Origin of the sequence: Arthrobacter sp. UKPF54-2 (assembly GCF_007858535.1) — a bacterium.
In the GTDB taxonomy this organism is placed as follows: domain Bacteria; phylum Actinomycetota; class Actinomycetes; order Actinomycetales; family Micrococcaceae; genus Arthrobacter.
This window is the reverse complement of sequence record NZ_CP040174.1, coordinates 3,442,348-3,467,820: the sequence shown is the minus strand read 5'-3', so window position 1 is coordinate 3,467,820 and position 25,473 is coordinate 3,442,348. Positions and strand designations below refer to the sequence as shown.

24 protein-coding genes are annotated in these 25,473 nt (G+C 70.9%); 19 read left to right on the top strand and 5 right to left on the bottom strand.

What is annotated here, in order from left to right:
* Positions 1 to 51: 51 nt before the first annotated feature.
* The gene (locus tag E7Y32_RS15945) at positions 52 to 525 is read right to left on the bottom strand and encodes a DUF1579 domain-containing protein (RefSeq protein WP_261382482.1); all 474 of its coding nucleotides are present in this window, start codon (positions 523 to 525) and stop codon (positions 52 to 54) included.
* A gap of 313 nt (positions 526 to 838) precedes the next feature.
* On the opposite strand from E7Y32_RS15945, the gene E7Y32_RS15940 reads away from it, so the two are divergent.
* The 8 genes from E7Y32_RS15940 (at position 839) to E7Y32_RS15905 (ending at position 8,947) form a co-directional block, all read left to right on the top strand.
* The gene (locus tag E7Y32_RS15940; protein ID WP_146337978.1) at positions 839 to 2,038 is read left to right on the top strand and encodes a substrate-binding domain-containing protein; all 1,200 of its coding nucleotides are present in this window, start codon (positions 839 to 841) and stop codon (positions 2,036 to 2,038) included.
* A gap of 63 nt (positions 2,039 to 2,101) precedes the next feature.
* Positions 2,102 to 2,866: an ABC transporter ATP-binding protein gene (locus tag E7Y32_RS15935; protein ID WP_146337977.1), complete on the top strand. Its 765-nt coding sequence runs from the start codon at positions 2,102 to 2,104 to the stop codon at positions 2,864 to 2,866.
* Positions 2,863 to 3,657 (top strand): ABC transporter ATP-binding protein, encoded by a 795-nt coding sequence (locus E7Y32_RS15930; RefSeq protein ID WP_146337976.1) that lies wholly within the window; start codon positions 2,863 to 2,865, stop codon positions 3,655 to 3,657. The genes E7Y32_RS15935 and E7Y32_RS15930 overlap by 4 nt, the downstream gene beginning before the upstream one ends.
* Positions 3,654 to 4,529 carry a branched-chain amino acid ABC transporter permease gene (locus E7Y32_RS15925; protein WP_146337975.1) on the top strand — a complete coding sequence of 292 codons (876 nt, stop codon included), beginning with the start codon at positions 3,654 to 3,656 and terminating at the stop codon, positions 4,527 to 4,529. The genes E7Y32_RS15930 and E7Y32_RS15925 overlap by 4 nt, the downstream gene beginning before the upstream one ends.
* Positions 4,526 to 5,752 carry a branched-chain amino acid ABC transporter permease gene (locus E7Y32_RS15920; protein ID WP_186467002.1) on the top strand — a complete coding sequence of 409 codons (1,227 nt, stop codon included), beginning with the start codon at positions 4,526 to 4,528 and terminating at the stop codon, positions 5,750 to 5,752. The genes E7Y32_RS15925 and E7Y32_RS15920 overlap by 4 nt, the downstream gene beginning before the upstream one ends.
* Entirely contained in the window at positions 5,749 to 7,371 is a 1,623-nt protein-coding gene (locus E7Y32_RS15915; protein WP_146337974.1) for a class I adenylate-forming enzyme family protein, read from the top strand. Before E7Y32_RS15920 ends, E7Y32_RS15915 begins: the two co-directional genes overlap by 4 nt.
* Complete coding sequence (locus E7Y32_RS15910) at positions 7,368 to 8,045, top strand: TetR/AcrR family transcriptional regulator (RefSeq protein ID WP_146337973.1); 678 nt, start codon at positions 7,368 to 7,370, stop codon at positions 8,043 to 8,045. Before E7Y32_RS15915 ends, E7Y32_RS15910 begins: the two co-directional genes overlap by 4 nt.
* The gene (locus tag E7Y32_RS15905; RefSeq protein WP_146337972.1) at positions 8,042 to 8,947 is read left to right on the top strand and encodes an alpha/beta hydrolase; all 906 of its coding nucleotides are present in this window, start codon (positions 8,042 to 8,044) and stop codon (positions 8,945 to 8,947) included. The genes E7Y32_RS15910 and E7Y32_RS15905 overlap by 4 nt, the downstream gene beginning before the upstream one ends.
* A 60-nt stretch (positions 8,948 to 9,007) precedes the next feature.
* On the opposite strand, the gene E7Y32_RS15900 is transcribed toward E7Y32_RS15905, so the two are convergent.
* Positions 9,008 to 9,274 (bottom strand): MoaD/ThiS family protein, encoded by a 267-nt coding sequence (locus E7Y32_RS15900; RefSeq protein ID WP_146337971.1) that lies wholly within the window; start codon positions 9,272 to 9,274, stop codon positions 9,008 to 9,010.
* A gap of 7 nt (positions 9,275 to 9,281) precedes the next feature.
* Positions 9,282 to 10,418: a GTP 3',8-cyclase MoaA gene (gene moaA / locus E7Y32_RS15895; protein WP_186467001.1), complete on the bottom strand. Its 1,137-nt coding sequence runs from the start codon at positions 10,416 to 10,418 to the stop codon at positions 9,282 to 9,284.
* A 149-nt stretch (positions 10,419 to 10,567) separates the two neighbouring features.
* Between moaA and E7Y32_RS15890 the strand changes: the two genes are divergently transcribed.
* The 7 genes from E7Y32_RS15890 (at position 10,568) to E7Y32_RS15860 (ending at position 16,112) form a co-directional block, all read left to right on the top strand.
* The gene (locus E7Y32_RS15890; RefSeq protein ID WP_261382653.1) at positions 10,568 to 12,082 is read left to right on the top strand and encodes a molybdopterin-dependent oxidoreductase; all 1,515 of its coding nucleotides are present in this window, start codon (positions 10,568 to 10,570) and stop codon (positions 12,080 to 12,082) included.
* A 27-nt stretch (positions 12,083 to 12,109) separates the two neighbouring features.
* The gene (gene glp / locus E7Y32_RS15885) at positions 12,110 to 13,327 is read left to right on the top strand and encodes a gephyrin-like molybdotransferase Glp (protein WP_146337969.1); all 1,218 of its coding nucleotides are present in this window, start codon (positions 12,110 to 12,112) and stop codon (positions 13,325 to 13,327) included.
* On the top strand, positions 13,315 to 13,824 hold the full coding sequence (moaC, locus tag E7Y32_RS15880; RefSeq protein WP_146337968.1) for a cyclic pyranopterin monophosphate synthase MoaC: 510 nt from the start codon (positions 13,315 to 13,317) through the stop codon (positions 13,822 to 13,824). The genes glp and moaC overlap by 13 nt, the downstream gene beginning before the upstream one ends.
* Positions 13,821 to 14,333, top strand: a complete 513-nt coding sequence (locus tag E7Y32_RS15875) for a MogA/MoaB family molybdenum cofactor biosynthesis protein (protein ID WP_146337967.1) — start codon at positions 13,821 to 13,823, stop codon at positions 14,331 to 14,333. Before moaC ends, E7Y32_RS15875 begins: the two co-directional genes overlap by 4 nt.
* Positions 14,323 to 14,790 carry a molybdenum cofactor biosynthesis protein MoaE gene (locus tag E7Y32_RS15870; protein WP_146337966.1) on the top strand — a complete coding sequence of 156 codons (468 nt, stop codon included), beginning with the start codon at positions 14,323 to 14,325 and terminating at the stop codon, positions 14,788 to 14,790. The genes E7Y32_RS15875 and E7Y32_RS15870 overlap by 11 nt, the downstream gene beginning before the upstream one ends.
* 75 nt (positions 14,791 to 14,865) lie before the next feature.
* Positions 14,866 to 15,624: a 4-hydroxy-tetrahydrodipicolinate reductase gene (gene dapB, locus E7Y32_RS15865; RefSeq protein ID WP_146337965.1), complete on the top strand. Its 759-nt coding sequence runs from the start codon at positions 14,866 to 14,868 to the stop codon at positions 15,622 to 15,624.
* Positions 15,624 to 16,112, top strand: a complete 489-nt coding sequence (locus tag E7Y32_RS15860) for a hypothetical protein (RefSeq protein ID WP_146337964.1) — start codon at positions 15,624 to 15,626, stop codon at positions 16,110 to 16,112. The genes dapB and E7Y32_RS15860 overlap by 1 nt, the downstream gene beginning before the upstream one ends.
* Here the strand turns inward: E7Y32_RS15860 and E7Y32_RS15855 are convergent.
* A complete protein-coding gene (locus tag E7Y32_RS15855) occupies positions 16,109 to 17,374 on the bottom strand; it encodes a heparan-alpha-glucosaminide N-acetyltransferase domain-containing protein (RefSeq protein ID WP_146337963.1) in 1,266 nt (421 codons plus the stop codon). The genes E7Y32_RS15860 and E7Y32_RS15855 overlap by 4 nt on opposite strands.
* 107 nt (positions 17,375 to 17,481) lie before the next feature.
* Positions 17,482 to 18,918, bottom strand: a complete 1,437-nt coding sequence (rox, locus tag E7Y32_RS15850; RefSeq protein WP_146337962.1) for a rifampin monooxygenase — start codon at positions 18,916 to 18,918, stop codon at positions 17,482 to 17,484.
* 276 nt (positions 18,919 to 19,194) lie between these two features.
* On the opposite strand from rox, the gene E7Y32_RS15845 reads away from it, so the two are divergent.
* From E7Y32_RS15845 to E7Y32_RS15830, 4 genes are all read left to right on the top strand, one after another.
* Positions 19,195 to 19,581 carry a hypothetical protein gene (locus tag E7Y32_RS15845; RefSeq protein WP_261382481.1) on the top strand — a complete coding sequence of 129 codons (387 nt, stop codon included), beginning with the start codon at positions 19,195 to 19,197 and terminating at the stop codon, positions 19,579 to 19,581.
* Positions 19,582 to 19,639: 58 nt separating this feature from the next.
* Positions 19,640 to 20,548 (top strand): 4-hydroxy-tetrahydrodipicolinate synthase, encoded by a 909-nt coding sequence (gene dapA, locus E7Y32_RS15840; protein WP_146337961.1) that lies wholly within the window; start codon positions 19,640 to 19,642, stop codon positions 20,546 to 20,548.
* 61 nt (positions 20,549 to 20,609) lie between these two features.
* Positions 20,610 to 22,298: a ribonuclease J gene (locus tag E7Y32_RS15835; RefSeq protein ID WP_146337960.1), complete on the top strand. Its 1,689-nt coding sequence runs from the start codon at positions 20,610 to 20,612 to the stop codon at positions 22,296 to 22,298.
* Between the two features lie 213 nt (positions 22,299 to 22,511).
* Positions 22,512 to 25,448, top strand: coding sequence for a DNA translocase FtsK (locus tag E7Y32_RS15830; protein ID WP_146337959.1), 2,937 nt, complete (start codon positions 22,512 to 22,514; stop codon positions 25,446 to 25,448).
* The last annotated feature ends 25 nt before the right edge of the window (positions 25,449 to 25,473 follow it).

Here is a 25,473-nt window from a genome sequence, read left to right as displayed (position 1 = left end):
ACCGCTGACCCTCCCGCACGTCCGGGCGGAAACTGCTGACCCTCCCGCAGATCAAGCCGGGATGGGCGCGGGCTCCGGGACGCGACGGCACACCGTGGTCATAAATGGGCTGAAATCGCTCGCGCTCCCAAGCCGAAGCCCAGCCGCATGAGTCAGCTGGCCGTCGTCGATGCGCAAGGTGTGGCGGGCGGACCCGCGGCCGCTGCGCCGTTCGATGGTCAGGGTGCCGTCCTGCCAGCTGGCCCGGGCCGGCGCTTCCGGGGGCAGTCCGAGGCTGTTGACGTGGTACCACAGCAGGTCGGGATGGGCCGGGTCCATCGTAAAGACGCCAACACCCTCGGTGACGGCGCCGTCGGCGTCGGTGTGGCGGTAGCTCATGGTGACCGCGAGGCCGGCAGCGGCGCGGGCGAAGACTACCTCTGCCGCGGCGGTCCGGGCCGGGCCCCAGGCGGTGGCCTCCCACTGGGTCGTGCCGCTCCATCGCCCCAGAAATGTCTCAAGGGCCTCGTGTGCGCTGCCTGGCAACGGTCGATCCATGCTTCCTCCGGGTGGGATTGCCTCCGTCTGGCCCCGCCACCATCATCACGCCGTGTCCCGCGGCTGTAAAGGATCTCAGCGGCGCCGGATCTGCGGGAGGGTCTGTTCCGTGGGCGCCGGATCTGCGGGAGGGTCTGTTCCCGGGGCGGCCGGGAAACGTTGCCGATTCGTTGCAAAGCTACGCCCGCAGTTCGTTGACACGCTGTGACCCGCACCATAGATTTGCCGTAATCTGAATCACCTTTCAGGTTCTACCCAGATCTCCTGCCAGATTCCGCGGATTCTCAACGAAAGGCATCCCGTGAAGGATACAAAGAAGTTCCTGATGGCCGCCGTGATGGCCACCGGGCTCGCCCTCAGCGCCTGCGCGCCCACGGCCGGCTCCGCCGCCCCGGCGGGCTCCGGCGGCGCCAGCAAGGCGGCCGAACCGGTCAACGTCGGCATCATCTACTCCAAGACCGGCCCGCTGGCGGCCTACGGCGCCACCTACTACGAGGGCCTCCAGGCCGGCATTGACTACGCCACCGGCGGCACCGGTGAAGTCAACGGTGCCAAGATCAACCTCACCTACGCCGACGACGGCGGCGACCCGGACAAGGCCGTCACCGCGGCCAAGGACCTGATCGGCAAGGGCTACAAGGTTATCGGCGGCACCGCTTCCTCCGGCATCGCCCTGAAGCTCGCCGAGCAGGCGGCCCAGAACAAGGTGCTGTACATCTCCGGCCCCGCCGCGACCGACGCCATCCAGGGCATCAACAAGTACACCTTCCGCTCGGGCCGCCAGAGCCTGCAGGATGTTGCCACCGCTGGCAGCTTCATCGACATCAAGGGCAAGAAGATCCTGGTATTCGCGCAGGACAACGCCTTCGGCCAGGGCAATGTTGCCGCGGTGAAGGCCGTCCTCGGCGCGAAGGGCGCCACGGTGGAGTCCATCCTGGTCGCCGACGGCCAGGAGCTCACGCCGTTCGCCCGCCAGCTCATCGATGCCAAGCCGGACATGGTCTTCGTGGCCTGGGCCGGGGCAACGACCGGCAGCATGTGGCAGGCCCTGAGCCAGCAGGGTGTCTTCGACAAGGCCCCGGTGGTGACCGGACTTGGTGACGCCTCCAGCTTCGGCGCCTACGGTGCGGCAAGCTCCAAGATCAGCTTCCTCAACCACTACTTCCCGGGCGCCTCGGGCACCGAGGTGGAGAAGAAGATGATCGCCGCCGTCGAGAAGGCCGGCAAGAAGGCCGACCTGTTCACCCCGGACGGCTTCGTTGCCGGCCAGATGATCGTCCAGGCCATCAAGGGCGGCGGCAATGATGCCGACGCGATGGTAAAGGCACTTGAGGGCTTCAGCTTCGACGGACCCAAGGGCAAGGAAACCGTCCGCGCTTCGGACCACGCCCTGATCCAGGACATGTACCAGGCCAAGCTGGTCCAGAAGGGCGACACCTGGGCTCCCGAGCTCATCAAGGTGGTCCCCGGCGACACGGTCGCGCCGCCGGAGAAGAAGTAGCCGCCCGGAGCGTCACCTCCAGGCCTATTTCCTGAACCCGCCCGCGACAAACGAAGGACCCGTATGAATACCCCAGCCCTGCCCGCCCTCGCGGTGGATGGCCTTGGTCTGCAGATCGGCGGTGCCCGCATCCTCCAGGACGTGGGCTTCGAGGTCGGCGCCGGTGAAATGATCGGCGTGATCGGCCCCAACGGAGCCGGCAAGACCACCTTGTTCAACCTGATTTCCGGCGTGCTGCGACCCACCACGGGCAGCATCATGCTGAACGGCAGGGAGATCACGGCCGCGCCCATCCACCGCCGGTCCCGGGCAGGGCTGGGACGGACCTTCCAGACGTCCAACCTGTTTCCCCGGCTCAGCGTGCTGGAGAACGTCCGGCTCGCCGCCCAGGCGAAGCTCGGCGGCAGCTTCAGCCTCCTGCGTTTCCCCTCCGCCTCGGATGAGGCCACCCGCATTGCCCGCGGCACCATCGCCGAGGTGGGGCTCACCAGCCAGCTCACGACGGCGGCCGGGGACCTCTCGCACGGCGAGAAGCGCAAGGTGGAGATCGCCGTGCTGCTGGCGACGGATCCCGCCGTCGTGCTGCTGGACGAGCCGATGGCCGGGGTGGCGTCGGGGGACGTCCCGTCCCTCACCGCCATCATCCGGGGAATGCACCGGGACCGCGGCTGCACCGTCATGATGGTGGAGCACCACATGGACGTGGTCCTGGGCCTGGTGGATCGGGTGGCCGTGATGCACCACGGCAGCCTGCTGGCCCTGGACAGCCCCGACGCCGTGATGGCCAACCCTACCGTGCAAAGCGCCTACCTCGGAGACCCCGTATGAGCACCGCAGCCGAAAGCCGCGCCGCAGCCCGGCCCATCCTGAAGGTCGAGTCGCTGTACGCCTCGATTGCCGGCCAGCAGGTCGTGGAGGACGTGTCCTTCACCGTCCCCGCCACGGGGATCACCGCCCTGCTGGGCCGCAACGGCGTCGGCAAAACCAGCACCATCAAGGCCATCATCGGCCTGATCGACCGCACCGGCACCGTGGAACTGGACGGTGTGCGGATCGAAAAGGAAGCCACCTTCAAGATCATCCGCAGCGGCGTGGGCTACGTCCCGGAGGACCGCGAGGTCTTCTCCAAACTGACCGTCGCGGAGAACCTGAGGCTCGCCGAGCGCGACGCCGCGCCGCGCCGGCAGCTCGTCGAGGAGCTCTTCCCCGACCTGCTGGCCCGCTCCGCGCAGATGGCCGGAACGCTCTCCGGCGGCCAGCAGCAGATGGTCTCGCTGGCCCGCGCCCTGCTGAACACCAACAAGATCCTGCTGGTGGACGAACCCACCAAGGGCCTTGCCCCCAAGATCGTCGCCGAGGTCGCCGAGACCCTGGCGGAAGCGGCCAAAACCGTCCCGATCCTGCTTGTGGAGCAGAACCTGCACGTCGTCCGCCAGCTGGCCGAGGGCGCCGTCGTCCTCTCCGGCGGGCGGGTGGTCCACACCGGCCCGGCCCTGGAGTTCCTCGACGACACCGGGCTGATCCAGCGCCACCTGGGTGTCTCCACCGAGGGCGCCCACGGCGCGGAGACCAGCGTGGCACCTGCCGGGGGCCCGGCGGAGAAAGGGGCGGCCCTGTGAGCACCCTTGTCCTGCTCCTGTTCACCGGCCTCGGCCTCGGAGCCCTGTACTTCCTGGTGGCCGCCGGCCTGTCGCTGATCTACGGCCTAATGGGCGTGTTGAATTTCGCCCACGGCGCGTTTCTGACCCTCGGCGCCTTCACCGGCTGGGAGGTCGCCCGGCGCACCGGCGCCGACAACTGGGGGACGTTCCTGCTGTCCCTCCTGATCGGCGCTGCCGCCGGCGCCGCCTTCGCGGCGTTCACCGAGTTTGTCCTGATCCGCCGCCTCTACCAGCGGCACATCGAGCAGGTCCTCGTCACCGTGGGCCTCTCGCTCGCCGCCGTGGCCCTGTTCGACGGCGTCTGGGGCACCGACCCGGTCTACATCCAGGGGCCGGCCTGGTTCAAGGACACCACCGAAATCCTCGGCGCCCGGATCCCCAACGACCGCTTCGTCTGCATCATCGCCGCCGTGATGGTGCTGCTGGGCCTGGTGTTCTTCCTGCAGAAGACCCGGTACGGCATGATCATCCGCGCCGGCGTCGAAAACCGGTCCATGGTCACCGCCCTTGGCATCGACGTCCGCAAGGCCTTCACCCTCGTCTTCACCATCGGCGGGGCGGCGGCCGGCCTCGGCGGGGTCCTGGCCTCGCACTACTTCGGCTACGTCTCGCCGATGCTCGGCGGCTCGCTGCTGATCTTCGCCTTCATCGTCACGGTCATCGGCGGCCTCGGCTCGCTGACCGGCGCGGCCATCGCCGCCGTCGCCGTCGCCGTCCTGCAGCAGTTCGCGAACTTCTACCTCGGCGGCACCGGCGACTTCGTCGTGGTGCTGGCGCTGGCGCTCGTGCTGCTGTTCCGCCCCACCGGCCTGCTCGGGAGAACCGCATGACCACCGACACTGACACCTCCAGCACCGACGACACCGCCCGCCAGGACCGGCCGGCGCCCCACGGCGGCACGGCCCGCGGGCCCCGCAAGCACGACGCGCGGGGAGCAGCCGGCAGCGCACCTCGCCCCGCCATCACCGGCCGCCGGCTTGCGTGCTGGGCCGCGGGAGCGGCCGGCGTGCTGCTCCTGGTCCTGCTGCCGCTGCTGAACATCTCGCTGCCGGGCGTGCTGCCCGGCCCCAGCTACACGCCCGGGTCCCTGCAGCTGCTGGCGATGTGCATGCTGATGGCGGCCGCGGCCCTGACCTACCACCTGCTCCTCGGCGTGGCGGGGCTGCTGTCCTTCGGCCACGCCCTCTACTTCGGCGCGGGCGTCTACGGGCTCGCCATCATCCTGCAGAACCTGGACATCCCGCTGCTGCCGGCCATGGGCCTGACCCTGCTGATCGTGGTTGTCCTGGCCCACGTGGTGGGCAGCATCAGCCTGCGGGTCAACGGTATCCCGTTCGCCATGGTCACACTCGCGTTCGCGCAGGCCGGCTCGGTGATCGTGGGCCGCAACCCCGATGGCAGGACCGGCGGGGACGAAGGGCTGACGCTGCGCACCGACAACCTGCCCGACGTGCTGGTGGGGGTGGTCAACACCCGCAACCTGTACTGGCTGGCGCTGGCCGTGCTGGTGGCCGTGTTTATCGTCGTCACCTGGGTACAGTCCTCCCGGGCCGGTCACGCCGCGGCCGCCGTGCGGGAGAACGAACTGCGGGTCCGCGTCCTGGGCCTGCAACCGTATCTGGTTAAACTGCTGATCTTCGTGGTCTCCGCCGTCCTGGTCTGCGTCATCGGGATGGTCTTCCTGCTGCTGCAGAGCGGGGCGGTGCCCCGGGCGGTATCCTCGGACCTCACCGTGACCCTGCTGGTGATGGTGGTCCTGGGCGGGGTCGGCTCGCGCTGGGGTGCCGTGATCGGCGGCGTGTTCTACACGATCCTGGACCAGCGCCTCACCACGCTGGCCAACTCGGAAGCCGTCAAGTCGCTCCCGGACATCCTCCGCGTGCCGCTGTCCGAACCGCTCTTCATCCTCGGCACCCTGTTCATCCTCGTGGTGATCTTCCTGCCCGGCGGCATCACCGGAACCGCCGAACGGCTGGCGCAGCGCCGCCGGGGCCGGCGCGCCGGCAGCCACGGCACCGAAACCCCGCGCGACATCCTCGAGGACGCCGCATGAGCCGGCCAACCGGCCCCGTCGGCCCCGTCGGCCCCCGCCCCGCCGACGGCCTGCACACCCTGGGCCGCTGGACCACCGACCGCAGCCTGACCACCGGGCACCGCGTCGCCATCGACGACCGCGGCTGCACCCTGAGCTACAGCGAGCTGGAACGCCGCGCGGCCGCCCTCGCTGACGGCTTCCGGGCCGCCGGCTACTCGATCGGGGACCGGATCGCGAGCCTGACCGGCAACAGCTCGGACCATGTGGTGGCCTTCTTCGCCTGCGCCAAGGCCGGGCTGGTCCTGGTCCCGCTATCCTGGCGGCTCTCACCCCGGGAACTGGCGGCCCAGCTGGAACTCGCCGAGCCGCAGCTGCTGCTGGTCGAAGGCGAACTCGACGCACTCGCCGCGGCGGCCTGCGCGCTGCTGCCGCACCGGCCGCGCACCGCCGCCCTGGGTCCCGGCGGCGTCGAGAAGTCCGTTCCGCCGCCCACCCGGGTCCGGTCCGCGCCCGAAGGTGCCGGCGCGCCACGCCGCGAGGTGCGCGACGACGACGCGCTGCTGATGATCTTCACCTCGGGCACCGAGGGCGCCAGCAAGGCAGCCGTGCTGACCCATGCCAACTGCTTCTGGAACAACCTCGCGCTCTCCCGCACCCTGGACATGGGCAGCAGCGACGTGGTGCTGGCCGTGCTGCCGCAGTTCCATGTGGGCGGCTGGAACATCCAGCCGCTGCTGGCCTGGTGGACCGGGGCCACCGTGGTGCTGGAGCGCGGCTTCGAACCGGGCCGGGTCCTGCAGCTGATCGCCGAACGCGGCGTGACCATGCTGATGGGCGTCCCCACCCAGTACCTGATGCTCGCCGAGCACCCGGACTTTGCCCACGCCGAACTGGGCAGCCTGCGCCACGCGGTGGTTGGCGGCGCGCCGATGCCGGCGCCGCTGCTGCGGATCTGGCACCGCAGGGGAGTGGCGCTGAGCCAGGGCTACGGCCTCACCGAGGCCTCCCCGAACGTGCTCTGCCTGCCGAACGAGGACGCCGAACGGATGGTGGGGTACTCCGGCAAGCCCTACCCGCACGTCGCCGTCGCCGTGGCGGATCCCGTCACGGGGGAAATCCTCGACGGCGCCGCCACCGGCGAGCTGCTGGTGGGCGGCCCGGGCGTCTTTGCCGGGTACTTCCGTGACCCCGCCGCGACGGCTGCCGTCCTCGTCGACGGCTGGCTGCGCACCGGCGACCTTGTGGAGCGCGACGCCGAGGGGTACATCAAGGTGGTGGACCGGCTCAAGGACATCTACATCTCCGGCGGTGAGAACGTCGCCCCGGCCGAGGTCGAGGCCGCCCTGCTGACCCATCCCGCGGTGGCTCAGGCCGCCGTCGTCGGGGTGGCGGACGAACGCTGGGGCGAAAGCGGCATGGCCTTTGTGGTGGTCCGTCCGGGCATGGCCACCGACGAGCAGGAACTGCTGGAGCACTGCGCCTCCCAGCTGGCCCGCTTCAAGGTTCCGTCCCGGATCGAGACCGTGGCGGCACTGCCCCGCACGGCGCTGAACAAGGTGCTCCGCGCCCGGCTCCGGCAGGACCTCGCCGAACGCGGCCAGGCCGGCTCCGTGCCGGCGGAACGGAGCCGGGCATGAGCGCCGCACCGCGCACCGCCCGCGGCACCCGCACCCGGGCCAAGCTCCTTGAGGCCGCCGAAGCGGTCTTCGCCTCGGTGGGCTACCACGAGGCCTCGATCGTCAAGATCACCGAAGCCGCCGGGGTGGGCCTCGGCACCTTCTACCTGTACTTCGACGGCAAACAGGCCATTTTCGACGAGGTGGTCGAGGACCTGAACCGGCGCGTCCGGCATGCCATGACCGACGCCGCCCGGAGCGCCGGGACCCGGCTTGAGGCGGAACGGGCCGGCTTCCGGGCCTTCTTCCGCTTCACCGCCGAGCACCCGGCGCTGTACCGGATCATCCGCCAGGCCGAATTCGTCTCACCCGGGGCCCTGCGCCTGCACTACACCCGGATCGTCAACGGCTACATCGAAGGGCTCAAAGCGGCCCAGCTCAGCGGCGAGGTCCGCGAGATGGACCCCACCGTGGCGGCGTGGGCCCTGATGGGCATCGGCGAGCTGATCGGCATGCGCTGGGTGCTCTGGGACGAGGAGGGCGCCACACCCGCCGCCGGTGCCCGGCCCGATGTGCCCGAGGAAGTCTTCGAGGAAATGATGCAGTTCATCGAACGGGCGCTTGCGCCCACGCCCGGTTCCGCCCCAGGACCGGCCGCGAACCCCACCCCGCCCCAGGAAGGGACAGCCCCATGACCCAGACAGCCAGCCAGGACACCTACCGCACCGTCGACGTGGCGGTCCGCGGCGGCACACTGCACACCGCCATCTGGGGCCCGGAAGACCCGGCCGCGCCCACCATCCTCGCCGTCCACGGCGTCACCGCCTCGCACAAGGCCTGGCCGTACCTGGCCGAGGCGCTGCCGGAGGTGCGGATCATCGCCCCCGACCTGCGCGGCCGCGGCCGCAGCAACGGGCTGCCCGCGCCGTACGGCATGCCCTCGCACGCCGAGGACCTCGCGGCCGTGCTGGCGGAGCTGGCGCCGGGCCCGGTGGTGGTGGTGGGGCATTCGATGGGCGCGTTCGCCTCGCTGGTGCTCGCGAACCTGTTCCCGGAGCGGGTCCGCTCGCTGGTCCTGGTGGACGGCGGCCTGCCGCTGCAGGTGCCGGCGGGGATCTCCGACGCCGAGGTCATTTCCTCGGTGCTGGGCCCGGCGGCGGAGCGCCTGAACGCCACCTTCCCGAGCCGCGAGGTGTACCGCTCGTTCTGGCGCCAGCACCCGGCCTTCAGCGGCGACTGGGGCCCGCTCATCGAGGCCTACGTGGACTACGACCTCACGGGCGAGGCGCCCGAGCTGCGGCCGGCGACCCGCTACCAGGCGATGGCCGAGGACACCGCCGAACTGCACCGCGGCGCCTCGCTGCTGAAGGCCCTGGATGAACTCGCCGTGGACACCGTAGTGCTCCGTGCCCCGCGCGGCCTGCTCAACGAACCGGCTGCACTCTACTCACCGGGCTACCTGGACGACTGGGCCGCCAAACTGCCGTCCCTGCGGGTCCGCGAGGTCCCGGACGTCAACCACTACACGATCGTGATGGGCGACGCCGGTGCCGCAGCCGTCGCGGAAAGCGTCCGGGAGGCGCTGGCCGGCAGCTGAGGGCTGTCCGGCTGGCCGTGGCCGGGCGGCGGCTACCCGCGGGCGGCTACCCGCGGGCGGCTACCCGCCGGCGAACGGCGGCAGCACGTCGACGACGTCGTCCGCGGACAGGAGCGCCGCGCCGTTCCGGACCGCCACCTCGTTGACCAGGAAGCTGGACCGGGCCAATATACGGGCCAGCGGCGGGGTGCCGGCCGGCGGCTCGGGCCGTTCGACGGCGAGGATCGCCTCCAGCAGGCTGGCCAGCGGGGCGCCGTCGGCCAGGTCGAATTTCTCCTCGTCCAGGCCGGCGGCGGCGCGCGCGGCAGCGAAGTAACGTACGTTCACGGGTGGTTCAGCCTCCGATGGCGCTCATGCTGCGGTCCGGCTGGACGAAGTCCGGGGCGTCCAGTCCAACGTGGTCCATGCCGTGGGCCTTGGGCTTGAGCCACATGGCGTCCTGCCAGCGCTCCGCAAGCTGCTCGTCGCTGGCGCCGCCGCGGAGCAGCCCCAGCAGGTCGATTTCCTCGCGGGAGAACAGGCAGCTCATGATCTTGCCTTCCGCGGTGATGCGGGTGCGGCGGCAGTCCGAGCAGAACGGCTCGGTGACCGAGGCGATGATCCCGACGGTTCCCAGCACCGGGCCGGCGGCCTGGTCCGTTCCCGGCACACGGGCGCGGACCTCGAAACGCTCGGCCGGGGCGCCGTCGCGCTCCCGCGGATCGGGGCTGAGCACATAGTCGACGGAGAGCAGGCCGCGGATCTCCGCGGCGGTGATCATGTTCCGGCGGGTCCAGCCGTGGTCCGCGTCCAGCGGCATCTGTTCGATAAAGCGCAGTTCGTAGCCGCGGTCCAGCGCCCACGCCAGCAGCGAGGGGGACTCGGCGTCGTTGATGCCGCGCATCAGGACGGCATTGAGCTTCACCGGCCCCAGCCCGGCGGCCCAGGCGGCGTCCACGCCGGCGAGGACCCGGTCCAGGAACGGGCGCCGGGTCAGCTTGGTGAACGTTTCCTCATGGAGCGAATCCAGGGACACGTTGATCCGGGTGAGGCCGGCGGCTTTGAGCCCGGCCGCCTTCTTGTCCAGCCCGACGGCGTTGGTGGTCATGGAGATCGGAAGCTCCGGGTGGGCCCGGCGCAGGGCGGAGATGATGTCCAGGAGGTCGGCCCGGACCAGCGGCTCACCGCCGGTCAGCCGGAGTTCGCGCACTCCCAGCAGGTCCACGCCGATCCGGACGATCCGCACGATCTCCTCCGCGGTCATCACGGCCTGCTTGGACAGCCATTCGAGGCCCTCCGCCGGCATGCAGTAGCTGCAGCGCAGGTTGCATTTGTCCGTCAGCGAGAGCCGCATGTCGGTGGCCCGCCGGCCGTAGCGGTCCAGCAGCCCGGCAGGCATGCCGGCGGGGCGGCCGGCCGGCTGCGGCGCCGAAGGGCCCGCGCCGGGGCCGCCCTCCGCCCGGGGCTGGGGCATGCCAAGCTGAACACTCATACCGTCAGGCTACGCCACTACGGGCTAGGCATCACGCCCCGGGGCCAACGAACTGGCGCCCGCGAACTTATGCTGGAAGGGTGAACACGTCCCGGGCGGCTCCGGCCCCGGCCCCCGCCGGAACCCCGCACCCGGCCAGGCGGCGGCCGCTGCCGTGGGCCGCCGCGTCCGGAGTGGCCGCGGCCGGCTCCGGCGTAGTGCTGGGCGAGCTCGCGGCCGGGCTGCTCAGCCCCTCGGTGTCACCGGTGACGGCCGTGGGCGGGGCCGTGATCGACGCCATCCCGCCGGGCGTCAAGGACTGGGCCATCTCCCTCTTCGGCACGGCGGACAAACTCGCCCTGCTGGTCGGCATGTCCTTGGTCATCGCGGCGCTGGCGGCGCTGGCCGGAGTCCTGGAATGGCGCCGCCGTTTTGCCGGACTGGCCGTTATCGGAGTCTTCGGGCTGGCGGGTGCGGCGGCCGTGCTGGGCCGGGCGGAAGCCACTCCCATCGCCATACCCGTTCCACTGCTGGGCGCCGCGGCGGGCATGATGCTGCTGCGCTGGCTGATCGGGAAGCTCAGGCAGTGGCAGGAGTCCGCCGCAACGGACGGCCCCGCCCGGCGCCGGTTCCTGCAGTCCCTGGGCGCGGCCGGCGCCGTCGTCGCCGTCGGCGGAACGCTGGCGTCCACGGTGCGCGGAGCGGCGGCGGCCGTCGCGGAGCTGCGCGGCAAAGTGGTGCTGCCCGGCCCGGCGTCGGCGGCCCCGGCGGTCCCCGCCGGCGCCGAGCTGTCCCTGCCCGGGCTGGGCCCGCTGGTGACCCCGAACAAGGACTTTTACCGGATCGACACCGCCCTGCGCGTCCCCCTGGTGGATCCGCGCGACTGGAAGCTGAAAGTGACCGGCATGGTGGACCGCGACGTCGAACTGGACTTCGCCGGCCTGCTCGCCAAACCCCTGACCGAGCGGCACATCACCATCGCCTGCGTCTCCAACGAGGTGGGCGGGGACCTGATCGGCAACGCACGCTGGCTCGGCTGGCCGGTCCGGGAGCTGCTGGCGCTCGCCGGCCCGAAACCGGGCGCGGACATGGTGCTCTCCCGCAGCGTGGACGGCTGGACCGCGGGAACCCCGCTGGAGGTGCTCACGGACACCCGGGACGCGCTGCTGGCAGTGGGGATGAACGGCGAACCGCTGCCGCTGGAACACGGGTTCCCGGTCCGGCTCGTGGTGCCCGGGCTTTACGGCTACGTCTCGGCGACCAAATGGGTCACCGAACTGAAAGTCACCCGGTTCGCGGACGACGTCGCCTACTGGACCCCGCGGGGCTGGAGTGCCCGCGGACCGATCAAAACGTCCTCGCGCATCGACGTGCCCCGGCCAGGGCGCAGCGTGCCCGCCGGGACAGTGGACTTTGGCGGCGTGGCCTGGGCCCAGCACCGCGGCATCGGCTCGGTGGAGGTGCGCGTGAACCGCGGCGAGTGGAAGCGGGCCGAACTGGCGCCGGCGATCTCCACGGACACCTGGCGGCAGTGGAAGCTGAGCCTGCCGCTGGGCCCTGGCCGGCACGAGGTGCAGGTCCGCGCCACCGACCTGGCCGGCGCCGTGCAGGTGGAAGAGCGCGCCCCGGCGGCGCCCAGCGGGGCTACCGGGTACCACACCGTTACAGTGGACGTGAAGTCCTAGCCCGCCGAGCCGAAGGTCACGAACCGTATGCACCGCACCGCGAACAGGCCCGCCTCCGTCGAAGCGCACCGGGACAAGGTCCGCGCGCTGCTGGCGCCGCTCGCCGCCCGCGTGGACACGGTCCCGCTCCGCGAGGCGCTGGGCCGCGGGCTGGCCGCCGACGTCGCGGCACCGCTGGACCTCCCGCCCTTCGCCAACTCCCAGATGGACGGCTTCGCCATCCGCAGCGCGGACATCCCCGACGGCGGCGCCGAGCTGCGGGTTGTAGCCCCCGTCCCGGCCGGAGCCGAGCCCGCCGCGCTGCGCCCCGGCACCGCCGCGCCCATCATGACCGGCGCCATGATCCCGGCCGGGGCCGACGCCGTCGTTCCGATTGAGCAGGCCGTGCCCGATTCCTTCCCCGAGCCAGAGGCGGCCGCCACGGTCCGCCTGCCCGCGGCCCGGGCAGGCACCTTCGTCCGCGACGCCGGCAGCGACATCGCCGCCGGCGAGCCGGCCCTGGCCGCCGGGACCTTCCTGGGACCGGGGCAGCTGGGCCTGCTCGCCGCGCTCGGCCTGACCGAAGTCCCGGTGCACACCGTGCCGAGGGTCCTGCTGGTCACCACCGGCGACGAGGTGGTGGAACCGGGCAGCCCGCTGCAGCCCGGCAAGATCTACGACGCCAACGGCACCCTGCTCGAATCCGCGCTACGCCAGGCCGGGGTGCAGGTGGCGCGAACCGGCAACTCCGCCGACAACCCCGCGGAGCTCGCGGACCTGCTGCACCGGCACGCGCCCGAGGCGGACCTGATCATCACCACCGGGGGAGTCAGCAAAGGCGCCTACGAGGTGGTCCGGCAGGCGCTGGCGGACCACGACGTCGAATTCGGCCCGGTGGCCATGCAGCCGGGCGGCCCGCAGGGCCTCGGCAGCTTTGACGGTGTGCCGGTCCTCGGCTTCCCGGGGAATCCGGTGAGCTGCCTCGTCTCCTTTGAAATGTTCCTCCGGCCCGTGCTGGCGGAACTGTTCGGCTCGCCGGCGCCCCGCACCGTCCTCCGGGCCCGGCTGGCCGAAGCGCTGACCTCCCCGGAGGGCAAACACCAGGTCCGGCGCGGCACCCTCGGCCCGGACGGCACCGTCCGGTTGGAAGGCGGCCCCGGATCACACCTGGTCCATGCCCTGGCCCAGTCCAACGCCCTGGTCCAGGTGCCGGTGGGAACCGCGGCGCTCGCCGAGGGCGACGAGGTGGAAGTATGGATCCTGTGAACGAAGCAGAAACCCCCAACGACCCGGACAAACCCGTGCTGACGCATCTGCGGCAGGACGGCACCGCCCAGATGGTCGACGTGTCCAACAAGGCCGAGACCACGCGGGAGGCCACGGCCACCGCCACGGTCAACAGCACCGCAGAGGTCCTGTCCCTGCTCGGCGCCGGTGAGCTCCCCAAGGGCGACGCGCTGGCCGTCGCGCGGGTCGCCGGGATCCTGGCCGCCAAAAAGACCCCGGACCTCATTCCGCTCTGCCACCCGCTGCCGATCACCAAGGTCACCGTGGACTTCGAGCTCGACGCCGCGTCGGTCACCGTGTTCGCCACGGTCAAGACCCGCGGCGTGACCGGGGTGGAGATGGAAGCGCTCACCGCTGCGTCCGTCGCGGCGCTGGGCGTGTACGACATGATCAAGGCCGTGGACAAGCACGCGGTCCTGACCGACATCAAGGTGCTGGCCAAAAGCGGCGGCAAGAGCGGGGACTGGACACTGTGAGCAGCACCGAACCGCACCGCCACGGTGACGCGACCGGCCGGAAGGCCGGCATCGTGATCGCCTCCACCCGCGCCGCCGCCGGGGTCTACGAAGACCTCACCGGCCCGGTCATCCTCGACTGGCTGACCGAACACGGCTTCGAGGTGTTTCCCGCGCTTGTGGTGCCCGACGGCGAGCCCGTCGGCGCCGCCCTGCGCGCCCTGCTGACCCAGCGCCCGGCCGTCATCATCACCAGCGGCGGCACCGGCCTGAGCCCGACCGACGCCACCCCGGAACAGACGCTGCCGCTGCTGGACCGCGAGATTCCGGGCATCATGGAGGGACTGCGCGGGGCGGGCACGGCCAAGACGCCGATGGCCATGTTGAGCCGCGGCCACGCCGGAGCCGCCGGCAGCACCTTCATCGTCAACCTCCCCGGATCCCCAAAGGGCGTTATGGACGGCCTGGGTGTGCTGGATCCGATCATTGGACACCTCTGCGACCAGCTGGAAGGCAGCCATGGGCACTGAATCCGCATTTGAAGTCGTGCACGCCGTCCTGTCCGCCGAGCCCATCTCGGTGGACCAGGCGATCGCCGCGGTCGAGTCGGACACGGCCGGCGCCGTGGTGAGCTTCAGCGGCGTCGTCCGCAACCACGACGGCGGCAAGCCGGTGGCCAGGCTCAGCTACAGCGCCCATCCCACGGCGCACCAGGTGATGGCCGACGTCGTCGCGCAGCTCGTCGCCGAGCACGCGCCCGCAGCGGGGGACGGGCCGGCCCAGCCGGTGCGGATCTGGGCCGCGCACCGGACGGGCATGCTGGAGATCGGCGATCCCGCCCTGGTCTGCGCCGTCTCGGCCGCGCACCGGGGGCAGGCCTTTGCGGTGTGCGCCGAGCTCGTGGACCGGATCAAGGAGCAGGTGCCGATCTGGAAGGAACAGTTCTTCACCGACGGCACCGTCGAGTGGGTCGGCGCGGGCGGGTAGCTCCTGCCGGGGCGGGCCGGTAACGCAGCCGTCCCGGTTCCGGTGCGGGCGGGCCCCGGCGGTAGGGTTGATGCCATGACCGAACAACTTGCCGTCGCCGTGCTGGGCGCCAACGGGCGCATGGGCGCCGAGGCCGTCAAGGCCGTGGAAGCCGCCGAAGACCTGAAGCTCGTCGCGGCCCTGGGCCGCAACGATTCCCTCGACACCCTGCTGGACTCCGGCGCCCGCATTGTGGTGGACCTGACCGTGCCGGAAAGCACGGAGGCGAACGTCCGCTTCGCCGTCGAACACGGCCTGCACGCCGTCGTCGGCACCACCGGCTGGGACGCCGAACGGCTGGCCCGTCTCGAGGCGCTCCTGGCCGCCAACGCCGGCGTCGGCGTCCTGATTGCCCCGAACTTCGCCCTCGGCTCGGTCCTGGCCTCGGCCTTTGCCGCCAAGGCCTCCCGCTACTTCGAATCGGTCGAAATCATTGAGCTGCACCACCCGGACAAGGTGGACGCGCCCTCCGGGACGGCGGTGCGGACCGCCGCGCTGATCGCCGCGGAGCGCGCCGGCGCCGGCGTCGCCGCCAGCCCGGACGCCACCACCAGCGAGCGCCCCGGGGCGCGGGGCTGCGACGTCGACGGCGTCCGCGTCCACAGCGTCCGGCTGCGCGGCCTCGTCGCGCACCAGGAGGTGCTCCTCGGCGGGCCGGGGGAGCAGCTGACCTTCCGCCACGACTCGTTCGACCGGGCGTCCTTTATGCCCGGCGTGCTGCTGGGCGTGCGCAACGTCGCGGCGCACCCGGGGCTCACCGTGGGCCTGGACGGCTACCTGGACCTGGGCCTCTGATGGCCAACGTCCTCTCGGCACTCAAGGCCAACCGCACCAAGATCTGGGTGGGCGCGGTGTCACTCCTGCTGGTGTTCTACCTGGTGGTGTCCCTGCAGCGGTCCCTGCTGTTGCTCTCCGACCCCAACCTGGTGGCGAAGGCCCTCGGACTGGCCTACCTGGTGCTGCCGATTATCGGAGCCTGGGCCCTGGTGCGGGAACTGCTGTTCGGCGCCCGGACCGAGCGGCTGGCCAGGATCCTCGAGGCCGAAGGCGGGCTGCCGGAGGACACCCTGCCGCGCACTCCGGCCGGCCGGATTGTCCGCGAGGCCGCGGACCTGGAGTTTGAGAAGTACCGGGCGGAGGCCGAGGCGGCTCCCGGGGACTGGCGCTCCTGGTTCCGGCTCAGCTGTGCCTACGACGCCGCCGGTGACCGCAAACGCGCCCGCGCGACCATGCGCGACGCCGTCCGCCTGTTCCGTAGCGGTTCCCCGGAGGCCGGCGCCTAGCGGGGCTGGGTGCCCCGGCCCCGGCCGGCTCGGTTGCGGCCCAGCTGGCCGCGGCCGAGCTGGTTGGCGGCGTGCCCCAGCCACTCCAGCGGCCCGCGCCAGGACAGCACAGCGAAAGCGGCGCCCAGGACGAGCACCGCGAGGGCCTGCGCCCAGTACACCCCTTCCACGGTCCAGCCGGCGGGCAGGGGATGGTTGTACAAGGAGGCCATCACACACAAGTGCGCCGTGTAGAGGCTCAGCGTAAGCGCGCCCGCACCGCGCAAGGGCAGCAGCAGGTCCAGCTGGATCCAGTCGGCGAGCCGTCCCAGCAGCAGGAAGACACGCACCACGGCCGCGGCCACCCCGGAAGTGTGCAGCAGGTCCAGCGTGGTGCCCGAATGCGGGGCGCTGGACGCCAGCCACCAGGCGGACCCGGACTGCTCGATGCCCGCGAGGTTCACCTGCAGCAGGCTCGCCAGCGGATACGCCGGATCACCCAGCGACTCCTGCAGGGCCGCCCGGCCGCCCCAGTCCTCCATCAGCACCACGCTCAGCCACTTGGCAAGCACCGCGGTGATGGTCCCCGCGGCCAGCAGGAGCGCCGGGACCGCCGCCGTCGAGAGGGCCAGCCTCCCGATCGCCAGGCCGACCAGCAAGTAGGCGATCCACTGCAGGACGGGGTAGTAGCCGGTCAGGAACTGGTCCCCGAGCAGCCGCGCCGGGGCGGCCAGGTCCTCCCAGCCGGGATTGTGGCCCAGCTGCAGGGGCGGCTCGGCGGCCAGCAGCCACGGCCGCAGCAGGTAGGCCAGGACCGGGCTGGCCAGCACCCACGCCGCGGCCAGGGCCCAGAGCCGCCGCGGGCGCAGCCCGATAAAAGGCAGCACACAAAGAAACAGCAGCGCATAGTGGACCAGGATGACCGCGATGTTGATCTCCAGGGCGCCCAGCGAGAGCCCGACCACGCCCACCACCAGCGCCCGCAGGGCGATGCCGCGGCGGGCCGCCCGCAACTCACGCCCCTCCAGCGGACGCTCTTTGCCGGTGGAGAGCGCCAGGCCAATGCCGGCGAGGACGGCGAAGAGCGCAGCCGCGCGACCGGAGAAGGTCAGGCCGATCCAGGTGGGGGTGAGCTGCGAGTCGGATTCGAACGTGGGGAGCACATGGGTTGCCATCATGCCCAGCAGCGCGAGGCCCCGGGCGGCGTCAATACCCGCCAGCCGGGCTGCGGCGGCCGTGCCCCGCGCGGTCCCGGAGCGTGGAGCCGTTCCGCGCGAGGTCATCTGTCGATCGTCTCATGCCCGGCCCGCAGGCACCGCCGGGCCCGCCGACGCCGACGTCGACCGGGCGGCGTCACGGGCGGCGGCTGCCGCACGCTCCCTGGCGCGTGTTACCGCCGCTGCGCAGCGGCTCCGAACCAGGCCGGCAGGTGCCGGAGCAGCTCGTCCTGGTCCTCGCCGATCCAGGCGACGTGGCCGTCCGGCCGGAGCAGGACCGCGGGCGCGTCCAGTTCCGCGCTGGCGTCCGCGACGTAGTCGACCCGATCCGCCCACCCCGCCACCGAGAGTCCGCCGGTCTGGTCCAGGAGCAGCCCCCGGCCCTCCCGGGTCAGTTCGTAAAGCCGGCCGCGCCGCAGTCGGATGTCGCGCAGCCGCCTGCCGAGCAGGGCCGGCCCCGGCCCGAAGTCGTAGCGGACCCCGATCCCGGTGATCTTCTCGGCCACCAGGCGCCGGACGTCCTCGAAGTCCATCAGCTCGGTCAGCAGCCGGCGCACTGCCCGCGGCCCGGGCTCGGGGGAGAGCAGTTCGCTCTGGACGCGGGTGAGGGACAGCACGTCGTCAGCGACCGGGCGGCGCTCGGCGCCGTAGCTCTCCAGCAGCCCGTCGGGTGCCCACCCGGTGACCTCGGCGGCGAGTTTCCAGCCGAGATTAAAGGCGTCCTGGATGCCAAGGTTCAATCCTTGACCGCCGAGCGGCGGATGGACGTGCGCGGCGTCGCCGGCAATCAGCACCCGGCCCCGCCGGTAGTCGTCGGCCAGCCGGGTGGCGTCGATGAAGCGCGAGAGCCAGCGCGGCGAGTGGGCGCCGAAGTCCGTGCCCGCATACGCCCGCAGCTGCGTACGCAACTCCGCCAGGGTCGGCGGGACCGAGCGGTCCTCGGCCACGGTCGCCGCGGGAACGACGGCACGCTGCAGGCCGTTGCCGGCCGGACCGACGCCGAACCCCTTGTGCGTCTTACGGACCTCCTCGACGACCTTTGCGAGTTCCTCCGGCGGCGCGGTCACCTCGACCTCGCCCAGGATCCACTCGTTCCTGGCCGCCTCACCCGGGAAACCGATGCGGAGCAGGCGGCGCACCAGGCTGCGTCCGCCGTCGCAGCCGACCAGCCAGCGCGTCCGCAACCGGGTGCCGTCGGCGACATCAACGTCCACCCCGTCCGCATCCTGCGCGAAGCCCGCTACCTCGCAGCCCCGGCGGACCTGTGCGCCGAGCTCGACGGCGCGCTCGGCGAGCAGGCGGTCGGTGACCGGCTGGGGCAGGCCCAGGATGTACCCGTGCGCGGTGTCCAGGTCCGCCGGCGGGGGTGCATCGATGCCCGCGAGGCGGCCGCCGGCGCCGGGATACTGCTTCCCGTGGGCGAGGAACCTTTCCAGCAGCCCGCGCTGGTCCATGATCTCGATGCTCCGCGGGTGCAGGCCGAGCGAGCGGACTTGTTGGCCCGGTTCGGCGTCCCGTTCCAGTACGAGCACGTCCACGTGGTGCAGCCGCAGCTCGCTGGCCAGCATCATCCCCGTCGGCCCGCCGCCGCTGATGATCACGTCGTACATATGTCCATCCCTCATCCCCATTACTGATCCTGCGGCTCCGAATCGCTGCGCCGTAATCACTGCGCCGTCCGGTGTCAGCCGTCACGGCGCTCGTGCCCGGCCAACCATTGTCGCCGCCGGCAGGCGCCTTGCGGCAAGCCCCCTGCCGGGCCATATCCTGAAAGTGGCAGGAGCACCCAAGGCCCGGCCAACCCCCGCGTCGCAGGAACCGGCAAGCCCGCCGGGCGCCATCGCACAACCCTTGTATTCGAATATATGTTCGAATACCATGGCGGTATGAACCACACACCAGAGCCTTTACACAGCTCCGCGAAGGCGCACAGTCCCGCCAAGGCGGACGGCGTCCTCAAGGCGATGAGCCCCGGCGTCGTTGATTTCCTCTTCCGGCGGCTGGTCGCGGGGGAATCGGCGGAGGACGTCCAATGGCACCGGGAAGGCACGGTCCTCTCCGCCCAGGTGCCGGGCGCCGAGCTGGCCCGCCGGCTCGCGGAGACGGACCTCGAGGCGCTCACCCCCACCGAACTGTTCCACTACGTGCGCGCCGCGCAGCGGCTCTCGGCCTGGGCGGAGGGCCTGCGCGAGGATGCCGTTAGCCGCTACTGCGCCGTTCCGCCCACGCATCCCGGACCGCCGGCCGCCACGGCACAGGAGGGCCGAATTTGACGCGCATCACGCCGCCGCCATTGTCCTAACACGCCGGGGACAGGGTAACGTTTTTCCTATGGCCGACTCTGACATTCGCTCTTACACGTTTGGAACCCTCGTGACCGCCATGGTCACCCCGTTCACCAACGACGGTGAGGTCGACTATCAGAAGTCCGCGGAACTGGCCAACAAGCTCGTCGACGACGGCAATGACGCCCTCGTCATCTCGGGCACTACGGGCGAGACCTCCACGCTGGAAGACGACGAAAAAGAGAAGCTTTTCCGGGTCATCGTCGACGCCGTCGGGGACCGGGCCAAGGTCATCGCCGGCACCGGCACCAACCACACCTCGCACTCGATCGAGATGGCCAAGCGCGCCGCCAAGGCAGGCGCCCACGGCCAGCTGATTGTCACCCCGTACTACAACAAGCCGAGCCAGGCCGGGATCCAGGCCCACATCGAAGCCGTGGCCGACGCCGCGGACCTTCCCGTGATGGTCTATGACATCCCGGGCCGCGCCGGCGTGCCGATCCTCCCCGAAACCATGATCCGGCTCGCGGACCACCCCCGCGTGGTCGCCCTCAAGGATGCCAAGGCCGACTTTGCCGCCGTCACCCGCGTGATGGCCAACACCGATCTGGACGTCTACTGCGGCGACGACGGCCTGACCCTGCCCTGGATGGCCGCCGGCGCCGTCGGGCTCGTCAGCGTCTCGGCGCACGTGGCCACCAAGCAGTACCGTGCGATGATCGACGCCGCACTTGCAGGCGATTTTGCCACCGCCCGCACCATACATTTCGAACTGGACCCCGTGGTCCGTGCAGTGATGACCCATATCCAGGGTGCTGTTGCTGCGAAGCAAGTTCTTAAGTGGCAGGGAGTCCTGCCCAACTCGGTTGTCCGTTTGCCCCTCGTGGAGCCGGGCGAAGCCGAGATCGAAACGATCCGCGAGGACTTGGCGGAAGCGGGACTCGTCTACTCCTGATCCGGCAGCCATGCCTGGTCAGGATCGGACACCTCCTGCTCCGCCTGGAAAGTAGTGCACTATGACCCAAACCGCCCTTCCCGGCCTTGTCACGCCGCCGAAACTGCCCAAGAACACCCTGCGGATCGTGCCGCTCGGCGGCCTCGGGGAGATCGGCCGCAACATGACCGTCTTCGAAATCGACGGCAAGCTGCTCATCGTTGACTGCGGCGTCCTCTTCCCCGAGGAGACCCAGCCCGGCGTGGACCTGATCCTGCCCGATTTCTCCTACATCGAGAACCGCGTGGACGACATCCTCGCCGTCATCCTCACGCACGGCCACGAGGACCACATCGGCGCCGTCCCTTACCTGCTGCGCCTGCGCAACGACATCCCCGTCGTCGGCTCCCAGCTGACCCTGGCCCTGATCGAGGCGAAGCTCCAGGAGCACCGGATCAAGCCGAACACCACGATCGTGAGCGAAGGCCAGGTCCAGAAGTTCGGCCCCTTCGAATGCGAATTCGTGGCTGTCAACCATTCCATCCCGGACGCCCTCGCCGTGTTCCTGCGCACCGCCGGCGGCACCGTGCTGCACACCGGTGACTTCAAGATGGACCAGCTCCCGCTCGACGGCCGGATCACCGACCTGCGCCACTTCGCCAAGCTCGGCGAAGAAGGCGTGGACCTGTTCATGTCCGACTCCACGAACGCCGACGTCCCCGGCTTCACCACCGCGGAAAAGGAGATCGGCCCCACCCTGGACCGGCTCTTCGGCCAGGCCTCCAAGCGCATCATCGTGGCCTCGTTCTCCTCGCACGTGCACCGCGTCCAGCAGGTCCTCGACGCCGCCGCCAACCACAACCGCAAGGTCGCCTTCGTGGGCCGCTCCATGGTCCGCAACATGGCCATCGCCGCGAAGCTTGGCTACCTCGAGGTGCCGGCCGGCATCCTGGTCGACATCAAGAACATCGACAACCTGCCGGACAACCGCGTGGTCCTGATGTCCACCGGCTCCCAGGGCGAACCCATGGCCGCGCTGTCCCGGATGGCGAACGGCGACCACCGCGTCGTCGTCGGCCAGGGCGACACCGTGATCCTGGCCTCCAGCCTGATCCCGGGCAACGAGAACGCCGTCTTCCGCATCATCAACGGCCTGCTCAAGCTCGGCGCCGACGTCATCCACAAGGGCAACGCGAAGGTGCACGTCTCCGGCCACGCGGCCGCGGGCGAGCTCCTCTACTGCTACAACATCCTCGAGCCGCTCAACGCGATGCCGGTGCACGGCGAGACCCGCCACCTGATCGCCAACGGCAAGATCGCCCTCGAATCGGGCGTCCCCGAGGAGAGCATCCTGCTGGCCGACAACGGCACCGTCATCGACCTCCGCGACCACCAGGCCGACGTCGTCGGCCAGGTCGAGGTCGGCTTCGTCTACGTGGACGGCTCCAGCGTCGGCGAGGTCACCGAAGCGGACCTCAAGGACCGCCAGACTCTCGGCGACGAAGGGTTCATCTCCATCATCACCGTCATTCACCGCGCCACCGGCAAGGTTGTTTCCGGACCGGAAATCCACGCCCGCGGCGTGGCCGAGGACGACTCGGTCTTCGACGAGATCATCCCCAAGATCAACGCCGCGCTCGAGGAAGCCGTCCAGAACCGCGACCACACCTCGCACCAGCTCCAGCAGGTTGTCCGCCGCGTCGTCGGCACCTGGGTCAACCGCAAGCTGCGCCGCAAGCCCATGATCATCCCGGTGGTCCTGGAAGCGTAGGCGCCGCACCCGGGCAGAGCGCCCGGCAGGGACACTGCACCGAACCGGCCCTCCCCGCCGGCCCCGCCTTCCGCGGAGCCGGCGGGGAGGGCCGGTTCCGTTGCCGGCCGGCCGCCCGCGGGCCCGGGCGCCAGCGTCCCGCCAGGTCCAACATGATCCCGCCCGCCCCGGAAATCCGCGGTTTGCGGCCCGGCGTCCGGTACCGTTGCGGGTATGGCGACACGCACCTCCTCCGCGCCTAGAGGCAACTCAAGCGGCAGCTCCAGCGGCAATTCCAAGGGCAACACCGGCGGCTCTTCGGGCCGGGGCTCGGGCGCAGCCGCGTCCAGGACCAGCCGCACGCAGGGGACCGCGCGCACACGGCAGCTGGCCGCCGTCGAACCGCGCCAGCCCTGGCTGGTGCGGGTGGTGGCCGGGGCCTGGCTGGGGATCGGCCACGTGGTGGGCGCCGGCGTCCGCCGGATCGGCCACGACGTCAGCGATCTCGACCCGGCGGAGCGCCGCGACGGCGCCGCGCTGTTCAACCTCGCCCTCGGCGCCTTCATCGCCACCTTCGCCTGGTGGGGCTTCAAGGGCTGGTTCCCCGACGCCGTCTTCGGCATCGTCAACGGCACCTTCGGCTGGGTGTCCCTGCTGCTGCCGCTGATGCTGTTCGTCTGCGCCTTTCGCCTCTTCCGCCAGCCGGTGGACGGCCGCGGCAACAACCGGATCGGCATCGGCTTCCTCATCATGACCTTCGCCGGCTGCGGCCTGGCGCACGTCATCGGCGGCCAGCCGACCGTCGCCGACGGTTTTGACGGCCTGCGCCGGGCCGGCGGCATGCTCGGCTACCTCGCTGCCGCGCCGCTGGCCACCATCCACGCCGCCGTGCCGCTGGCCCTCTACGCCCTGCTCGCCTTTACCTCGCTGCTGATCGTCACGGCCACCCCCTTCGGGGCCATCCCCTCCCGCCTCCGCGGCGCCTACGAGCACCTGATGGGCATCGACCTGCAGGACTACGATGAGGACCAGGACGCCCACGACCGCAGCTACCTGTACGAAAACGACGCCCCGGCGCCGAAGAAGAAGCGCAAGCGCCTCTTCGGCAAGGACCACGACGACGACGCCCGGCTCGAAGGCTACGTCGGCGACGAAGCGTTCGAACACGCCGTCGTCGACGGCGTCGACGACACACCGGCCGGTGCCGGCAGCGCCAAGGGCGAGGGCGCCAGGGCCGTGGCGCCCGGCGTGCGGAGGCCCACCCAGGCCGAGATCGCCGTCGAGAAGATCAAGGCAGCCCAGGGCCTCGGGAGAGCAGCCACCGCAGCCGGTGCCGTGGGGGATGGCGCCACCGAGGCGATCCCGCTCGTCACCCCGGGCATGGTCGCCGCCGGCTCCCTGAACCCCGGCGCCGCCGCCGCCCCCAAGGTGCCCGCCAACCCCGTCGCGCCCGCCCCGCTGCCCACCCCGATTCCGCAGCGCACCGAACAGCTCTCGCTCGCCGGCGACGTCACCTACACCCTGCCGGCCTCGGACATTCTTACGCCCGGCTCCATTCCCAAGGAGCGCACCGAGGCCAACGACGCGATCGTGGCCTCGCTGACCGAGACGCTGAACCAGTTCAACGTGGACGCCCAGGTCACCGGCTTCAGCCGCGGCCCCACCGTCACCCGGTACGAGATCGAACTGTCCCCGGGCACCAAGGTGGAACGCGTTACCGCGCTGTCCAAGAACATCTCCTACGCTGTCGCCAGCTCCGACGTCCGGATTCTGAGCCCCATCCCGGGCAAGTCCGCCATCGGCATCGAGATCCCGAACACGGACCGCGAGACCGTGTCCCTCGGTGACGTGCTTCGCAGCCAGAACGCCCGGCGCACGGACCACCCCATGGTCATGGGCGTCGGCAAGGACGTCGAGGGCGGCTACGTGGTGGCCAATCTCGCCAAGATGCCGCACCTGCTGGTGGCCGGCGCCACCGGCGCGGGCAAGTCCTCGTTCGTGAACTCGATGATCACCTCCATCCTGATGCGCGCCACCCCTGACGAGGTCCGCATGGTCATGGTGGACCCCAAGCGCGTGGAGCTCACCGCCTACGAAGGCGTCCCGCACCTGATCACCCCGATCATCACCAACCCCAAGAAGGCCGCTGAGGCCCTCCAGTGGGTGGTCCGCGAAATGGACGCCCGCTACGACGACCTCGCGAACTACGGGTTCAAGCACATCGATGACTTCAACAAGGCGGTCCGGGCCGGGAAGGTCCACCCGCCGGAAGGGTCCAAGCGCGTCATCCGCCCGTACCCGTACCTGCTGGTGATCGTGGACGAACTCGCCGACCTGATGATGGTCGCCCCGCGCGACGTCGAAGACTCCATCGTCCGCATTACCCAGCTGGCCCGCGCCGCCGGCATCCACCTGGTGCTCGCCACCCAGCGGCCCTCCGTCGACGTCGTCACCGGCCTGATCAAGGCCAACGTCCCGTCCCGGATGGCCTTCGCCACCTCCTCCGTCACCGACTCCCGCGTGGTCCTGGACCAGCCGGGCGCCGAGAAGCTGATCGGCCAGGGCGACGCGCTCTTCCTGCCGATGGGCGCCTCCAAGGCGATGCGCGTGCAGGGCGCCTGGGTCACCGAGTCCGAAATCCACAAGGTTGTCGAGCACGTCAAGGGCCAGCTCAAGGCCGTCTACCGCGACGACGTCGCCCCCGAAGCGCAGCAGAAGCAGATCGACGACGACATCGGGGACGACCTCGAGGTGTTGCTGCAGGCCACCGAACTGGTCGTCACCACCCAGTTCGGCTCCACGTCGATGCTGCAGCGCAAGCTGCGCGTCGGCTTCGCCAAGGCCGGCCGCCTGATGGACCTGCTGGAATCCAGGGGAGTGGTGGGCCCCTCGGAAGGGTCCAAGGCCCGCGACGTCCTGGTCAAGCCCGACGACCTCGCCGCGGTTCTGGCCGCCATGAAGGGCCAGGACGGGCCGGTCGCCGCGGACGCCCAGACCGTCGCGCTGAGCGAGAACGCCCACGCCAACATCGCCCAGGGCGGCTACGCCGAGGACCTGGTTGCCGCGGACCTGGACAACCGCACGCAGGCGATCGACTATCACGACGGCGCCGACGGCGGCTCCGAGGACGAAGACGGCTCCGAGGACGCCTGGTCGCTCACCGGCCGGTAACCGGCGGAGACGGTAGCCTAGGAAG

What these genes read in the sequence shown, in the direction of transcription:
- E7Y32_RS15935 (WP_146337977.1), top strand. Translation starts at nt 2,102, where the DNA reads ATGAATACCCCAGCCCTGCCCGCCCTCGCGGTGGATGGCCTTGGTCTG.
- E7Y32_RS15930 (WP_146337976.1), top strand. Translation starts at nt 2,863, where the DNA reads ATGAGCACCGCAGCCGAAAGCCGCGCCGCAGCCCGGCCCATCCTGAAG.
- E7Y32_RS15920 (WP_186467002.1), top strand. Translation starts at nt 4,526, where the DNA reads ATGACCACCGACACTGACACCTCCAGCACCGACGACACCGCCCGCCAG.
- E7Y32_RS15915 (WP_146337974.1), top strand. Translation starts at nt 5,749, where the DNA reads ATGAGCCGGCCAACCGGCCCCGTCGGCCCCGTCGGCCCCCGCCCCGCC.
- E7Y32_RS15910 (WP_146337973.1), top strand. Translation starts at nt 7,368, where the DNA reads ATGAGCGCCGCACCGCGCACCGCCCGCGGCACCCGCACCCGGGCCAAG.
- E7Y32_RS15905 (WP_146337972.1), top strand. Translation starts at nt 8,042, where the DNA reads ATGACCCAGACAGCCAGCCAGGACACCTACCGCACCGTCGACGTGGCG.
- moaA (WP_186467001.1), bottom strand. Translation starts at nt 10,418, where the DNA reads ATGAGTGTTCAGCTTGGCATGCCCCAGCCCCGGGCGGAGGGCGGCCCC.
- glp (WP_146337969.1), top strand. Translation starts at nt 12,110, where the DNA reads ATGCACCGCACCGCGAACAGGCCCGCCTCCGTCGAAGCGCACCGGGAC.
- moaC (WP_146337968.1), top strand. Translation starts at nt 13,315, where the DNA reads ATGGATCCTGTGAACGAAGCAGAAACCCCCAACGACCCGGACAAACCC.
- E7Y32_RS15870 (WP_146337966.1), top strand. Translation starts at nt 14,323, where the DNA reads ATGGGCACTGAATCCGCATTTGAAGTCGTGCACGCCGTCCTGTCCGCC.
- dapB (WP_146337965.1), top strand. Translation starts at nt 14,866, where the DNA reads ATGACCGAACAACTTGCCGTCGCCGTGCTGGGCGCCAACGGGCGCATG.
- E7Y32_RS15860 (WP_146337964.1), top strand. Translation starts at nt 15,624, where the DNA reads ATGGCCAACGTCCTCTCGGCACTCAAGGCCAACCGCACCAAGATCTGG.
- E7Y32_RS15855 (WP_146337963.1), bottom strand. Translation starts at nt 17,374, where the DNA reads ATGACCTCGCGCGGAACGGCTCCACGCTCCGGGACCGCGCGGGGCACG.
- rox (WP_146337962.1), bottom strand. Translation starts at nt 18,918, where the DNA reads ATGTACGACGTGATCATCAGCGGCGGCGGGCCGACGGGGATGATGCTG.
- E7Y32_RS15845 (WP_261382481.1), top strand. Translation starts at nt 19,195, where the DNA reads ATGAACCACACACCAGAGCCTTTACACAGCTCCGCGAAGGCGCACAGT.
- dapA (WP_146337961.1), top strand. Translation starts at nt 19,640, where the DNA reads ATGGCCGACTCTGACATTCGCTCTTACACGTTTGGAACCCTCGTGACC.
- E7Y32_RS15835 (WP_146337960.1), top strand. Translation starts at nt 20,610, where the DNA reads ATGACCCAAACCGCCCTTCCCGGCCTTGTCACGCCGCCGAAACTGCCC.
- E7Y32_RS15830 (WP_146337959.1), top strand. Translation starts at nt 22,512, where the DNA reads ATGGCGACACGCACCTCCTCCGCGCCTAGAGGCAACTCAAGCGGCAGC.